Annotated in this window: 10 protein-coding genes and 1 pseudogene; all 11 read left to right on the top strand. The window is 46.1% G+C overall.

Annotation, left to right across the window (positions count from 1 at the left end; all coding sequences use genetic code 11):
* Positions 1 to 26 precede the first annotated feature (26 nt).
* The 11 genes and pseudogenes from GKZ87_05335 to GKZ87_05285 all read left to right on the top strand — a co-directional run bounded on the left by GKZ87_05335 (position 27) and on the right by GKZ87_05285 (position 15,032).
* Positions 27 to 2,444: an N-6 DNA methylase gene (locus tag GKZ87_05335; GenBank protein ID QSI24958.1), complete on the top strand. Its 2,418-nt coding sequence runs from the start codon at positions 27 to 29 to the stop codon at positions 2,442 to 2,444.
* Positions 2,437 to 3,936 carry an N-6 DNA methylase gene (locus GKZ87_05330; protein QSI24957.1) on the top strand — a complete coding sequence of 500 codons (1,500 nt, stop codon included), beginning with the start codon at positions 2,437 to 2,439 and terminating at the stop codon, positions 3,934 to 3,936. Before GKZ87_05335 ends, GKZ87_05330 begins: the two co-directional genes overlap by 8 nt.
* Positions 3,929 to 5,008, top strand: a complete 1,080-nt coding sequence (locus tag GKZ87_05325) for a restriction endonuclease subunit S (GenBank protein QSI24956.1) — start codon at positions 3,929 to 3,931, stop codon at positions 5,006 to 5,008. Before GKZ87_05330 ends, GKZ87_05325 begins: the two co-directional genes overlap by 8 nt.
* Before the next feature lie 73 nt (positions 5,009 to 5,081).
* Entirely contained in the window at positions 5,082 to 6,059 is a 978-nt protein-coding gene (locus tag GKZ87_05320) for a tyrosine-type recombinase/integrase (protein ID QSI24955.1), read from the top strand.
* 30 nt (positions 6,060 to 6,089) lie between these two features.
* Entirely contained in the window at positions 6,090 to 6,710 is a 621-nt protein-coding gene (locus tag GKZ87_05315) for a hypothetical protein (GenBank protein QSI24954.1), read from the top strand.
* Between the two features lie 13 nt (positions 6,711 to 6,723).
* Entirely contained in the window at positions 6,724 to 9,801 is a 3,078-nt protein-coding gene (locus tag GKZ87_05310; GenBank protein QSI24953.1) for a hypothetical protein, read from the top strand.
* Between the two features lie 392 nt (positions 9,802 to 10,193).
* A complete protein-coding gene (locus GKZ87_05305; GenBank protein QSI24952.1) occupies positions 10,194 to 10,700 on the top strand; it encodes a sigma-70 family RNA polymerase sigma factor in 507 nt (168 codons plus the stop codon).
* Positions 10,701 to 10,990: 290 nt separating this feature from the next.
* Complete coding sequence (locus tag GKZ87_05300; protein ID QSI24951.1) at positions 10,991 to 11,317, top strand: DNA ligase; 327 nt, start codon at positions 10,991 to 10,993, stop codon at positions 11,315 to 11,317.
* Positions 11,307 to 12,449: pseudogene (locus GKZ87_05295) on the top strand (DUF2800 domain-containing protein). The gene GKZ87_05300 and the pseudogene GKZ87_05295 overlap by 11 nt, the downstream one beginning before the upstream one ends.
* A complete protein-coding gene (locus GKZ87_05290; GenBank protein ID QSI24950.1) occupies positions 12,442 to 13,014 on the top strand; it encodes a DUF2815 family protein in 573 nt (190 codons plus the stop codon). Before GKZ87_05295 ends, GKZ87_05290 begins: the two are co-directional and overlap by 8 nt.
* 77 nt (positions 13,015 to 13,091) lie before the next feature.
* Positions 13,092 to 15,032 (top strand): hypothetical protein, encoded by a 1,941-nt coding sequence (locus GKZ87_05285; protein QSI24949.1) that lies wholly within the window; start codon positions 13,092 to 13,094, stop codon positions 15,030 to 15,032.
* The last annotated feature ends 27 nt before the right edge of the window (positions 15,033 to 15,059 follow it).

Here is a 15,059-nt window from a genome sequence, read left to right as displayed (position 1 = left end):
ACCACAAAAGAAAGTGAGGAAATCAAATGATCGGAGCAATTATTGGCGACATCGTCGGTTCCAGGTTTGAATGGGATAATCATAGATCAAAGGATTTTGATTTTTTGACTCATAAATGTTTTTTTACCGACGACTCTGTCATGTCTCTGGCTGTGTGCGACGCACTGTTGCATTCCCAGCCAGACTATAGTGATTTAAGTAAATCAGCGGTCGAATCCATGCAGCGTATTGGGCGACCGTATCCACAGTGTGGTTACGGCGGTTCTTTCCACCAATGGATGTATTCAGATGATCCGCAGCCATACAACAGCTACGGCAATGGTGCTGCAATGCGTGTTAGCGGATGTGGTTATGTGGCTAATTCCATCGATGAAGCCATATCGCTGTCAAAGGCCGTCACCTCGGTGACACATAACCATCCAGAAGGTATCAAGGGGGCTGAAGCTACTACTGTTGCAGTGTACCTTGCCCGCACTGGAAGCAGCCTGATGGAAATTCAGGATTACATCGTGAAGCACTACTACCCAATCAACTTCACACTTGACGCCATCCGTGATACCTATAAATTCAACGAAACCTGTCAAGATACTGTCCCGCAAGCACTTGAAGCATTCTTTGAATCTACCAGTTTCGAAGATGCTATCCGAAATGCAATCTCGATCGGTGGCGATAGTGACACTTTGGCAGCTATCACTGGTGCTGTAGCGGAAGCATATTACGGTGTTCCTACCAGCATTAGAAAACATGCACTCACTTTTTTAGACGAGTGTCTCCTGAAGATTCTGCTGGAATTCGAAAACAAATATCCGGCTAAGTTTGAAAAAATCCAGGAAAGTGGTAGCGTAGATGTAAAGCCATCTACCGGCAAGAAAATAAAGACAGGAGGTCGCGCTGAAATGATACAATCTGCAATGGATGTCGCCGATATGGAACTTGAAGCCAGCGTCGCTCATCCGGAGGAAACAACCAGTCAGAAGCTGTTTTCTCACCTGTTTGAAGCATGCAACATTCTGCGAGGCCCCATCAATCAGGACGAATACAAGAGCTATGTGACACCGATTCTCTTCTTTAAGCGCCTTTCCGACGTTTATGATGAAGAAACTCAAGTTGCACTTGAAGAATCTGGCGGTGATGAAGAATATGCCAGCTTCCCGGAAAACCATCGATTTGTTATCCCTGAAGGATGCCACTGGCAAGATGTCCGTGAAGCCAGCGAGAATGTTGGTGTAGCTATTGTTACCGCAATGAATGGAATTGAACGGGCCAATCCCGATACCTTGAGCGGCGTATTCAGTAGTTTTGATGATGCAAACTGGACTGATAAAACTAAACTTTCTGACGAACGCCTAAAGGATCTGATTGAGCACATGTCCAAGATTAAAGTCGGTAACAATAACTATTCTGCCGATGTTATGGGGGATAGTTACGAGTTTCTTATCAAGAAATTCGCTGACCTCTCCAAGAAGAATGCAGGCGAGTTTTATACGCCTCGTTCTATCGTGAAATTACTCGTCATGTTAATGGCACCAAAGGCTGGAGAAACCGTTTATGATCCTGCCTGTGGTACGGGAGGTATGCTGATCGAAGCTATCCGATACATGCACGATGACAAATTGACCTACGGCAAAATTTACGGCCAGGAGAAGAATCTTGCCACCTCTGCTATTGCACGAATGAACCTGTTCCTGCATGGCGCACGAGATTTCAAAGTCACACAAGGCGACACCCTTCGCTCTCCCAACTATCTGGAGCGCGGATCTTTGCAGACATTTGATTGTGTAGTAGCAAATCCTCCATTCTCACTGAAGAATTGGGGCTCTGAACAATTTAGCAGTGACATTTACGGCAGAAATATCTGGGGATGCCCAACCGATTCCAACGGTGACTTTGCATGGCTTCAGCATATGATCAAATCCATGAAACCAAAAACAGGTCGTTGTGCAGTGGTATTGCCTCAAGGCGTACTCTTCAGAAATGGTAAAGAAGGCGAAATCCGTAAACAGCTTGTTGAGTCTGACAAGTTGGAAGCTATCATCACTATGGCCAGCGGTGTCTTCTACTCCACCGGTGTTTCCGCTTGTATCTTGTTTCTAAACAATAGCAAGACTCCTGAACACCGTGGTCGCATTTGTATGATCGATGGTTCTGGCATCTACATTCCCCAGAGAGCGCAGAACATCATGACCGAGGATGATATTCAGACCGTGTTCAACTTTTATACTGAATACGAAGATGTCATCGAAAAAGTTAAAATTGTTACGATACCTGAAATCCGGGAGAAGGACTTCTCTCTCGCCATTAACAACTATATTGAAAAGAAGGAGCAGGAAACCGTTCCTCCGGCAGAAATCCGCAGGCAGTATTTTGAAGCCTATGAAGAAATGATTGCTGCCGAAGAGAAGATGCGCCAGCTCTTATTGGAAGGAGGCTACATCAGTGAGTAAAAGAATAACAATAGAAGAACTCCAATCTTACCTTTGGAATGCAGCAGTTCTCTTGAGAACCAACATTGATGCCGGTGCCTATAAGCAGTATGTGTTCCCACTGCTGTTCTTCAAACGTATTTGTGATGTGTACGATGAAGAAACTGCTCTTGCCATTGAAGAATATGGTGACGATGCAGCCGAATTTGACAGCGACGAAATCCACACCTTTGTACTTCCCCAGGGCTATCACTGGAATGATGTTCGTGCGGTGTCTGAAAACGTCGGTGTAGCCATCGTTGAGGCATTTCGCAAAGTTGAAAACGCCAACATTGATAAGCTGCAAGGCATTTTTGGTGATGGTGCATGGACCAATAAAAACAGACTCCCTGATAGACTGTTAAAGGATTTACTGGAGCACTTCAGCACCAAGACGCTTTCCGTTGAAAACTGTCCAGAAGATGAGCTTGGTCAGGGATATGAGTATCTCATCAAAAAGTTTGCTGATGATAGCGGCCACACAGCACAGGAGTTTTACACAAACCGTACTGTTGTGCATTTGATGACTGAAATGCTAAAGCCTGAATCCGGCGAATCTATCTACGATCCAACTTGTGGCAGCGCCGGTATGCTTATCTCTGCAATAGCATATCTCAAGGAAAAGAATAAAGAATGGCGTAATGTAGCTGTATATGGTCAGGAAATCAACGCTTTGACCTCCGCCATAGGAAAAATGAATCTGTTCCTTCATGGTGTTAAGGATTTTAGCATCGTTAACGGCGATACGCTCAAAGCACCCGCTTTCGTTGAAAATGGTAGATTACAACAATTTGACCTGTGCTTAGCTAATCCGCCTTATTCGATTAGTCAATGGGATCGTGCCGCTTTTGAAAGCGACAAATACGGTCGTAACTTCTTAGGTGTGCCGCCGCAGGGCCGTGCTGATTATGCATTCCTTCAGCATATTATCGCAAGTCTGAAGGAAGAGACTGGTCGATGTGCTATTCTGTTCCCTCACGGAGTTCTTTTCCGCAACGAGGAAAGTGCTATGCGTGAAAAGCTGGTACGCAGTGACAAAGTGGAATGTGTCATCGGACTTGGGCCAAACCTATTCTACAACTCGCCTATGGAAGCCTGCATTATGATTTGTCGAATGACCAAACGCCCTGACCGCCGTGGACAGGTGCTGTTTATCAATGCAATAAATGAAGTTGAACGTAAAAATGCGCAGAGCTATCTGGATGAACACCACATCACTCGAATCGCAGCAGCGTATGACAACTATGCTGACGATGGCGATTTTGCAATGGTGGCCACCATTCAAGACATCGCTGATAACAACTTCTCCCTTAGTATTCCGCTGTATGTTAAACCCGAAGTGAACAAAGCGGATATAGATGACCGTACCGTTCAGGAACATTATGATAGTTGGCTTGCAGCTTCCGAAATGATGAAGCTGAGCTACGAGAAACTAAACGCTTTATTAGGAAAGGAGGCGGTTGTCAATGAGTAAGGTTTTGCTTGGTGATGTCGCCGTAGAACGCAAAGAGACCTGCAAAGGCAGCAAGGATGGCTATCCTATTGTTGGCTTGGAACACCTGATACCGGAAGAACTTGCTTTGACTGCTTGGGATGAAGGGTGTGAGAACACCTTTACGAAAATGTTCCGCAAAGGCAACGTGTTGTTCGGCCGCCGTAGAGCATATTTGAAAAAAGCTGCTGTGGCTCCCTTTGATGGGATCTGCTCCGGTGACATCACCGTTATCGAAGCGAAGCCGGATCGTATTCTACCGGAACTGCTACCGTTTATCATTCAAAATGATACTCTTTTTGACTTTGCTGTTGGCAAGTCCGCTGGCTCACTCTCTCCTCGTGTTAAGTGGGAACACCTGAAAAACTATGAATTTGAGCTGCCGGATATGGAAAAACAAAGAGAGCTGGCCTCACTGCTCTGGGCTATGGATGATACAAAGAAATCCTACCAGAAGCTAATTGCCGCTACGGATGAACTGGTGAAATCTCAATTTATGGTGCAGTTTGGTGATCCAAAGAGCAATCAGAATTCAGTGAGCTTTGAAGCGGCATTCACTATTCGTGATGATCTGCGCAAACCAATAAACGATGCAGTTCGTTCCGAAATGCATACCGGTAAACTGTACCCATATTATGGTGCTAACGGACAGGTTGATAGTATCAACGACTATCTTATGGATTGTACAGCTATTTGTTTAGCAGAGGATTGCGGCGCATACGGCGCTGGAGAATCCACTTCTTACATTGTTTCTGGCAAATGCTGGGTAAACAACCACGCTCACATATTAATTCCAAAAGAATGCTGTGACATCGAATTCGCTAATATATACTTTAGAATTTTGGATATGTCTGAATACGTAACTGGAACTACCAGGCTAAAACTAACGCAAGGAAAGATGAAAACACTACCGATGATATTGCCACCGATGGATCAGCAAGAGCAATTTGCAGCCTTTGTCCGTCAGAGCGATAAATCAAAATTTGAACTCGAACAAGCACTTGCTGAGCTGTCCGCGACCTATAAACGTATTATTACTGAGAATCTTGGCTAACTGAAATGATCATGAAGTTTCCTCCGGCTCGTGAACAACCGGATAACGGAGGATATGAAAAGGAGGAAATACCATGATCAATCAAATAATCACAAACATACAGCAGGATTTATACGAAATCCTGACCGAGGACCAAATGAAAGCGCTATCTCAGGCCCTCAGCAAGCATCTATCTACACTTGATATGGACAAACCCGCAGAAAATAACACAAAGCCCGATATGCTTCCGTTGTTTATTGCTGCAAAACGTGTGGAGGGCTGTTCTGAAAAGTCTCTCCGCTATTACGAATCAACCATTCGTAATATGCTGGAAGCTATCAGCAAGCCCGAATGCCAGATCTCCACTGAAGATCTGCGAGGCTACCTTGATACTTATCAACGCCGTGGCACCGTCAGCAAGGTAACATTGGATAATGTAAGACGTATCCTATCTTCTTTCTTTGCATGGCTTGAGGACGAAGATTATATCGTAAAGAGCCCAGTGAGAAGGATTCATAAGGTAAAGACCGGAAAAACGGTCAAAGAAACCTACTCCGATGAATCACTGGAACTCATGCGAGACCACTGCGATAACACACGTGATCTTGCCATGATTGACCTCTTAGTTTCTACCGGCATCCGTGTCGGCGAACTTGTAAAGCTCAACCGCGATGATGTGGATTTTGAAAACCGCGAATGCATCGTCTTTGGCAAGGGCAATAAACAACGGAAAGTATACTTTGACGCCAGAACGAAAATTCATTTGCAACGTTACCTCTCGGAGCGTGCAGATGATAACGATGCTTTATTTGTATCATTGCTCAAACCGTATGATAGGCTGCAAATCAGCGGCGTAGAAATACGGCTTCGCAAAATTGGGCGTGAATTGAACTTCCACAAGGTGCATCCGCACAAGTTCCGCAGGACCCTAGCAACAATGGCTATTGATAAAGGTATGCCCATAGAGCAGGTTCAGCAGCTTCTAGGCCACCAGAGCATTGATACTACTTTACAGTATGCTATGGTCAACCAGAACAATGTGAAAGAATCGCACCGTAAATACATCGGATAAGAATATATAGCTGTTTGCAATTCTCAATTTATGGAGCAGTTTGCCTCCTTTATAGAGGGCAACAAAAAGTGCTCTACCATTGAAAAAGTGTGCACGCTATTCGCAGATGGTGACTGGATTGAAAGTAAGGATCAGTCTGATGCTGGCATTCGCCTTATTCAGACAGGCAATGTCGGAAACGGCGTATATTTGGATAAAGGAGAGCGTGCAAGATTCATCGATGATGCAACCTTTGACCGCCTGCATTGTACTGAGGTTTTGCCTAACGATATCCTCGTTTCAAGGCTTCCAGACCCTGTCGGACGTGCCTGTGTGATACCCGAAGGATTAGGAAAAACGATAACCGCTGTCGATTGCAGCATCGTGCGATTAAAAGAAACCATTCTACCGGAGTTCTTTGTCGTATACACGCTTACACCACTATATGCGTCCCAGATAGGTACTTCGGTAACAGGTAGCACTCGTAGGCGTATCAGTCGCAAGAATCTCGGACAAGTCATTCTCCCGGTTCCAAGTTTGAACCTTCAGGAGCAGTTTGCAGCTTTTGTCCGTCAGAGCGATAAATCAAAATTTGCTGCTCTGAGATGTTCAAATCTCAATTTATCGGGCCAGCAGCCCGCATGGATTTCTCCGTTCATGCTCCTCTCTTAAGGAGGTGTGCATAATGGCGAAATATCGATTTGAGCAGATTGCAATCAATAGCACAGAAAAGAAAAAGCCGGTCGAAGAAGACCGTTTCACATATCTTGGGCTGGAACACCTCGATTCCGGCAGCTTGAAAGTAACTCGCTTCGGATCTGACGTGGCTCCTATCGGCGAAAAGCTCGTGATGCGCAAAGGTGATGTCCTGTTTGGCAAGCGTCGTGCTTATCAGAAGAAGGTGGCCATCGCTCCTTTTGATGGAATCTTTTCTGCGCATGGTATGGTGCTTCGACCAAAAGAAGATGTTATCGACCCGGATTTCTTCCCACTGTTTATCAGCTCGGATTACTTTTTGGATGCCGCCATCAAAATCTCTGTAGGCTCACTTTCGCCGACAATAAACTGGCGTGACCTGAAAGTGCTGGAATTTGACCTTCCGGATTTGGAAACTCAGCGCAAGCTGGCAGCAGTATTGTGGTCCATAAACGAAACGATGGAGTCCTATAAAAAGCTGATTTCTGCCACAGATGAACTCGTTAAGTCTCAATTTATGGTGCAGTTTGGCCCTAATGCCATAGCTGAAAATAAATGGCCATTATTACCCGTAAGCAATGTGGTTTTTAAGCCAATTAGCGGTGAATGGGGCAAAGATGATCTTTCAGGTACTGGAATTAAGGTTCTTAGAACTACGAATTTTACAGATGGCGGTTATATTGATTATACCAATGTTGTAACAAGATGTATCGAACCGAAAAAAGTTGAAGCAAAAATAATGCAAGACGGTGACATTCTCATCGAAAAGTCTGGAGGTTCCGACACTAAGCCAGTTGGCCGTGTGGTTTTATATCACGACACCTCTGAAAGCTATTTGTTCAACAATTTTACAGCGCTGCTTCGTCCGAAAGATTGTTCAATAAACAGCATTTTTTTATTCATGTTCTTGTTTGTCACCTATTGGAGTGGTAAAACGAAGTTGTATGAAAACAAGACTACCGGCATTCACAATCTGAAGCTTTTAGATTATTTGGATAATACAATGATTCCAATGCCGCCGCTCGACCTTCAAGAGCAGTTTGCAGCTTTTGTCCGTCAGAGCGATAAATCAAAATTATTAGTCTCGAAATTAACAAGTCTTATAGTAAAAAACAAAATGAAAGGCATGGAGGTGGTCACCCTGGCACTCAAGGATAAAACTTTTGCAGCATATTTGGAGAATGAATATTATGACATGATGTTCAATCAAATAAAAACACATGTATATCAAAACAGAAGCAGGCTTAATTTGTATACCAGCCTTGTTCCTGATCCCAGCTATGTTGCGCTTGATGATCTGCATGTAATGGGGGTGACCTTTAAAGAAACCGAAGATGATCGAATCATGTTTCGTGCTGCGATTCAAGCCGATATCGTCATCAAAGGTAAAACTTACCGTGATTATGAAGAAGACATGCCCTGCTCATGGTTCGCCGTATCTTTTACTGGCATTCTGCGTTGTGGACTTACTATGGTCACAATTACCGCTGTAGAGGAATATACCAAGGAAAAATTCTGTAAAGAAGATGCCCTCAGCAAATTTCTGGTTCCTTATGTGTATGCCAAGGACCTAGACAGCCATGCTGAGAAGTTTTTGCAGAAATACTGTCCTCGCGCCTTAGAGGCTCCCATTCCGCTACCCATAAAGGAAATCCTTGATGCTATGTGTCTTACGGTTTATTCTGCTCCTCTCCCTGATGGGATATTTGGCCGTACATACTTTAATAACGCCACCGTAGATGTTTATGATGAGGGAAATGTCACTTCCATCGATATTGATGAGGGCACCATACTGGTTAGCCCGGAAGCTTTTTTCATGCGCAATATTGGTTCCATGAACAACACAATCATCCACGAATGCGTCCATTGGGACAAGCATTATAAGTTCTTCGAGCTTCAAAAACTCATAAATCCTGAGCTCGCCTCAATTTCTTGTAAAGTGGTGGAACAATATAAAAAAAGCAAAGATGAGCTATCCAGTGAGCTTGAGTGGATGGAATGGCAAGCAAGCGCTATTGCTCCCAAAATTCTTATTCCAGCTCGCACTGGCCGCATAAAGCTAAACGAAATTCTAAATCACCTGACACGCACCCTCAAAACCACTCGAAGAGCTTCGAATATGGAGCTTGCAATCAGCGAATTCGCAGATTTCTTCAAGGTGTCAACCACAGCAGCTAAAATCCGTGCAATTGAGCTCGGTTTTGAACAGGCTGCAGGTGTATTCAATTTCGTCGATGGACACTACTATCCTCCATTCTCTTTCAAAAAGGGGGCTCTGAAAAAAGGTCAGACATTTATTGTCGACCGTAATAACGCTATTTTCGAGTCAGCTTTTAACGCAGACCTTGCAAACGTATATAACTCTGGCCGCTTCATTCATGCTGGTGGCATGTTTGTTATCAATGACCCGAAGTATGTACATATTCAAGATAATGTTGAAGCGGAATTGACAGAATATGCTCTAGAACATGTCGATGAATGCTGTCTGGTCTTTGACCGAGAAACTCGTGTCAGTAAACACTACGATGATTCCTTCTATAGGATTTGCTTTCTCTGTAGGGATGCTGATTCAAAAAGCTTTGTCGAGGCGAAATACAATCCTCGTGAAAGTCAAAACGAAGATGTTGTTAAAAGAGCCCAGGAAATGTCTACTATCATGGCCGAGGCTAAACGTGTAGCTGAAATTCTCGCTGAAATGCCATCTTCTTTCTGTGGCACTCTCGACTATCATATAAAACGCCGTGACTATACTAACGAAAAAATGGAGGAGTGCACCGGCATCAGTTCACGAACGATTCAGGACTATAGAAACAAGCGCGATGCGAAACCCACTCTTCCAAGTGTACTCGCATTATGTATTGGACTCAATTTGCACCCTGTCTTCGCCTATGACCTAATTACAAAAGCTGGTTACAACATCATGATTCCTGTGGAAGAAAATCTAGTTTATCGTTATTTGATAGACAACCACCACATGGAAAACATACATATGTGGAACCAGAAGCTTCAAGAAGCAGGAATTTCACAGCAGTTGCCTAAGAACGGTAACAAAAATACCGTTTCTTAAAAATAATTCGGAAGCGCCACTTCCGATAAAAAATCCTATACTATCAAGGCGTTCACGCTCTCAAGACGTGGACGCTTTATTTTTTTGCCCGTTTTGCGGGCTTTTTTAGTTCTATGACCGGAAATGGCACTTCCTCGTGCTTTCTGCTCTTCCCGATTACAATATAGCTGTGAGATGAAAAAGCTCACTCACACCATCATTGATTGTACCAATTGATCACTGGTAGCTCAACGATCTATGATGACAACTTAATATCAACAGCTGCCTTTTGAGCGGGCCGCTGCAATCCAGAACGGAGTAATTCCGTTAGGACTGCGGTTCATTTATTGCGCCCTTTTGCAGCTGTGCCAGAGTTCCTCCGTTCTGAGAAATCGTCAACGGAGGAATTTATTATGGCATTCAATGAAAATCAAACCACTCGCTTCATCTATCTTCGCTCCACCAAGGAGAAAATTCCTTGCACAGAACAGCAGTTTCAGGACTTCTACCGTATGGCCGGAGCCACTCGTAAGAAGGAGCAATATCACCATCGCTGCAAATGTCCGAAGCAATACTTCTGGGCCTGCGACGGTGACTGCGAAAACTGTGAACACCATCTCGGTTACGGAACGCTCTCGCTCGATGCCTCAAACACCGACGACGATGGCACACTTCTTGATACCGAGCTGACCGAAACTGTCAGCATGGAAGACATCTATGCCGACCGTGCTCTTTTGGCACAGCTGTTCCAGCGCTTGCAGGAGCTTGACCCTGATGCCGACCGCATCATCGAACTCTGGACTTCAAATGAGAAGATTTCAGACCGCAGCATTGCCGAGGCTCTGGGCCGCAAGCAGCGCACCTTTGCTGACCAGATGAAGCGCATCCGCACTGAGCTGCGTAAAGTGCGTGGTTATTAATAGGTAATAGCCTTCTCTCCGGCTGGGCCGTTCTCGGTCGGAGAGAAAACTTTTTTGAAAAATATCCGCTCAACTCTGCAACTCCTCTCCAGTGGGAAAGTATGAGGCACAACAAAACAGCCTCTCAGAAACGGAGGTGAGCAATATGACACAGGCTTATCACAGAAAATGCGGTACCGACACCGAGTTAGTTGAAGTACTCACAGCAATCAGTCAGGTATCCGCAAGAATGGCGAGAAATCTTAGAATCCTCGCCGCCACAGGACAATCCGAGGAAGGAGGAAGATACCATGAGCAAAATGAACGATATGGTCATGACCATCGAAGAACTACGCAATGCAGCTGCCGCTATTAAGGATGCAGCCGATTGGCTGGCTCAGCAGTTCAGCGGTACTGCCGAGGAGCAGCCAGCTGAAGAAGCCACAAAACCAGAGCCTAAGCCGCAGCTGACGCTGGAACAGGTACGAGCTGTACTGGCAGATAAATCCCGTGCCGGTCATACTGCTGCAGTTCGTGAGCTACTTCTAAAATACGGTGCCAGCAAGCTATCGCAGATTGACCCGGCAAATTATGAAGCCCTCTTAAGGGAAGCGGAGGTGCTTGGCGATGCCACCTAATAAAGGACATGCAATTCTATCCGCTTCCTCCTCAAATCGCTGGCTTCACTGTCCGCCTTCTGCAAGGCTTGGTGAAAGCTACGAGGATAAAGGAAGCGACTACGCAGCAGAAGGCACCGAGGCACACAGTCTTTGTGAATATAAGCTCCGCAAGGCGCTGGGCCAAAAGGCTAAAAATCCTACCAAGGGCCTGTCCTGGTATAGTGAGGAACTGGAGGATTGTGCTACCGGCTACGCTGCCTACATCCTTGAACAGGTCGAGTCCGCAAAGCAAACCTGCGCTGACCCCGTCGTCCTGATTGAACAGCGAGTAGACTTCTCTCGTTGGGTAGAACAAGGCTTCGGTACAGCAGACAGTATTGTCATTGCAGACGGTACACTTCGAATTTGCGATTACAAGCATGGTTTGGGTATCCTCGTTTCTGCTGAGGACAATCCGCAGATGAAATGCTATGCGCTTGGTGCACTGGAGCTGTTCGATGATATTTACGATATCGATACGGTCAGCATGACCATCTACCAGCCCAGACGCCAGAACATTTCTACCGTCGAGATTACCAAAGAAGAGCTTTACCGCTGGGCCGAGGAAGTTCTAAAACCAACCGCAGCTTTAGCTTTTGCCGGTGAGGGCAGCTACCTCTGTGGTGAATGGTGTGGCTTCTGTAAGGCCAAGCATGAATGCAGGGCCAGAGCTGAAGCAAATCTCTCACTTGCACAGCACGACTTCAAGCTGCCACCTCTATTAGAGGATACGGAAATCGAAGTCATCCTCTCCCGTGTGGACGAACTGGTAGCGTGGGCTTCCGACATTAAGGAATACGCCCTACGACAGGCAGTCAGCGGTAAGGAATGGAACGGCTGGAAATTAGTCGAAGGGCGCTCCAATCGTAAGTAATCTAATGAAGATGCTGTTATTCAGGCTGTTACCGATGCAGGCTTTGACCCTTATGAGAAGAAGTTGCTCGGTATCACAGCAATGCAGAAGCGTCTCGGCAAATCCAGATTTGATGAGCTACTTACAGCTTTCATTGAAAAGCCACAAGGTAAACCAACACTCGTGCCGGAGAGCGATAAGCGCCCGGCAATGAATAACGCAAAAAATGATTTTATGGAGGAAAACGATTATGAATAAGAATGTAAAAACTGCAAATCCCATGAAGGTTATCACTGGGCCTGACACCCGTTGGAGCTATGCCAACGTCTGGGAGCCTAAATCTATCAATGGCGGCACTCCGAAATACAGTGTCAGCCTTATCATCCCGAAGTCTGACACAAAGACTGTCGCTAAAATCGAAGCCGCCATCGAGGCAGCCTATAAGGAAGGCGAAAGCAAGCTCAAGGGTAATGGCAAGTCCGTACCGGCACTATCTGTTTTGAAGACTCCGCTGCGTGACGGCGACCTGGAACGCCCGGATGACCCTGCTTATGCAAATGCCTACTTTGTAAACGCCAATGCGACCTCTGCTCCTGGCGTCGTAGATGTAGACCGCAATCCTATCTTGACTCGTTCCGAGGTTTACTCTGGAGTATACGGTCGTGCAAGTATCAGCTTCTATGCCTTCAACAGTTCTGGCAACAAGGGCATCGCCTGCGGCCTTAACAATCTGCAGAAGGTGCGTGATGGAGAGCCTCTTGGTGGTAAGTCCAGCGCTGAGTCTGATTTCGCAACGGAGGAAGCCGAGGATTTTCTTGACTAACAATAGCATCTGAGTTACTGGCAGGGTGGCGGAGAAATCTGTCACCCTGTTTAGCACTTGCGGAAAGGACGTGCTTTATGAAAACACTGAGTATTGATATTGAAACCTACAGTAGTATCCAGCTTCAAAAATCTGGCGTATACCGCTATGTGGAAGCTCCCGACTTTGAAATACTGCTCTTTGGCTATAGCGTGGATGCTGGCCCGGTGCAAGTTGTTGACCTTGCCTGCGGTGAAGCTATCCCAAAGGAGATACTTGCTGCCTTGGAGGATGAGACCGTAATCAAGTGGGCTTTCAATGCCACCTTTGAACGTATCTGCCTCTCTCGCTTCTTGGGCTATCCGACTGGAGACTACCTTGACCCTGAAAGCTGGCGCTGCTCTATGATATGGGCGGCCACAATGGGACTGCCGTTATCCTTGGAGGGTGTCGGTACCGTTCTTGGTCTTGAAAAGCAAAAGCTTTCAGAGGGCAAAGACCTCATCAAATACTTCTGTCAGCCCTGTGCGCCTACAAAAACAAATGGACAGCGTACCCGTAATCGTCCCTTCCATGCACCAGATAAGTGGGCCGATTTCAAGCGTTACAAGCTTCGTGATGTAGAAACTGAAATGGGGATTCAACAGAGGCTTTATAAATTCCCGGTGCCTGAAATGGTCTGGGACGAATACCATCTTGACCAGCAGATAAACGACGCCGGTGTAAGGCTTGACTTAGAGCTGGTGCAACAGGCCCTTGAGATGGATGAACGTTCAAGAAAGGAGCTGACCTCAGCTATGCAGCATATTACTGCACTGGAAAACCCGAACTCCGTCCAGCAAATGAAGCAGTGGCTGGCCGAAAACGGAATAGCCACCGACAGCTTAGATAAAAAGGCTGTATCTGAACTTTTGAAATCAGCACCGCCAGAGCTTTGTGAGGTTTTGACTCTGCGTCAGCAGCTGGCAAAATCCTCTGTTCGCAAATATCAGGCAATGGAAAAGACCGTATGCGCTGATGGACGTGCCCGTGGCATGTTTCAGTTTTATGGGGCCAATCGGACAGGCCGCTTTTCCGGACGCAACATTCAGCTGCAAAATCTGCCACAAAATCATCTACCTGATTTAGCAGAAGCACGTGCTCTTGTACGCTCCGGCGACTTCGAGGGTGTAAAACTTCTATACGAAGATGTCCCTGACACTCTCTCACAGCTTATCCGTACTGCCTTTATCCCAAGGGAAGGCACTCGCTTTTATGTTGCAGACTTCTCTGCAATTGAAGCTCGTGTCATCGCCTGGTTTGCAGGTGAAATCTGGAGGCAGGAGGTCTTTGCCAAGGGCGGTGATATTTACTGCGCCTCTGCCAGTCAGATGTTTCGAGTACCGGTAGAGAAGCATGGCATCAATGGCCACCTGCGTCAAAAGGGTAAAATCGCAGAGCTGGCCCTCGGCTATGGCGGCAGCGTCGGTGCACTCAAAGCAATGGGCGCTTTGGACATGGGCCTTACGGAGGAGGAGCTTCCTCCACTGGTTGATGCCTGGCGACAGTCTAACCCGAAAATTGTCGAATTTTGGTGGGCCGTTGACCGGGCCGTTATGGAAGCCGTGAAGTATAAACACACCACTACCGATTACGGACTGACCTTTTCCTGCCGCAGCGGTATGCTCTTTATTACGCTTCCCTCCGGCAGAAAGCTGGCCTATGTAAAACCAAAGGTCGGTATAAACAAATTTGGTGGCAGCTGTATCACCTATGAGGGTGTTGGCGGCACTAAGAAATGGGAACGCTTAGATTCCTACGGGCCGAAATTTGTCGAAAACATCGTCCAAGCAACTGCTCGTGATATTTTATGCTATGCCATGAAAACACTGCGCTGCTGCTCCATTGTTATGCATATCCACGATGAATTGGTTATCGAAGGCGACCCTCGCATGTCTCTTGAGGCAATCTGTGAGCAGATGGGCCGCACACCGCCTTGGGCAGAAGGCCTGTTACTTCGTGCCGATGGGTATGTTACAGATTTTTATAAAAAAGACTAATAAATATCCGCTCAAAACGAGCGTTCA

The organism is Erysipelotrichaceae bacterium 66202529 (assembly GCA_017161075.1).
GTDB lineage: Bacteria > Bacillota_I > Bacilli_A > Erysipelotrichales > Erysipelotrichaceae > Clostridium_AQ.
Note: the sequence above shows the minus strand (reverse complement) of the source record. Positions and strands in the feature narration are given on the sequence as shown.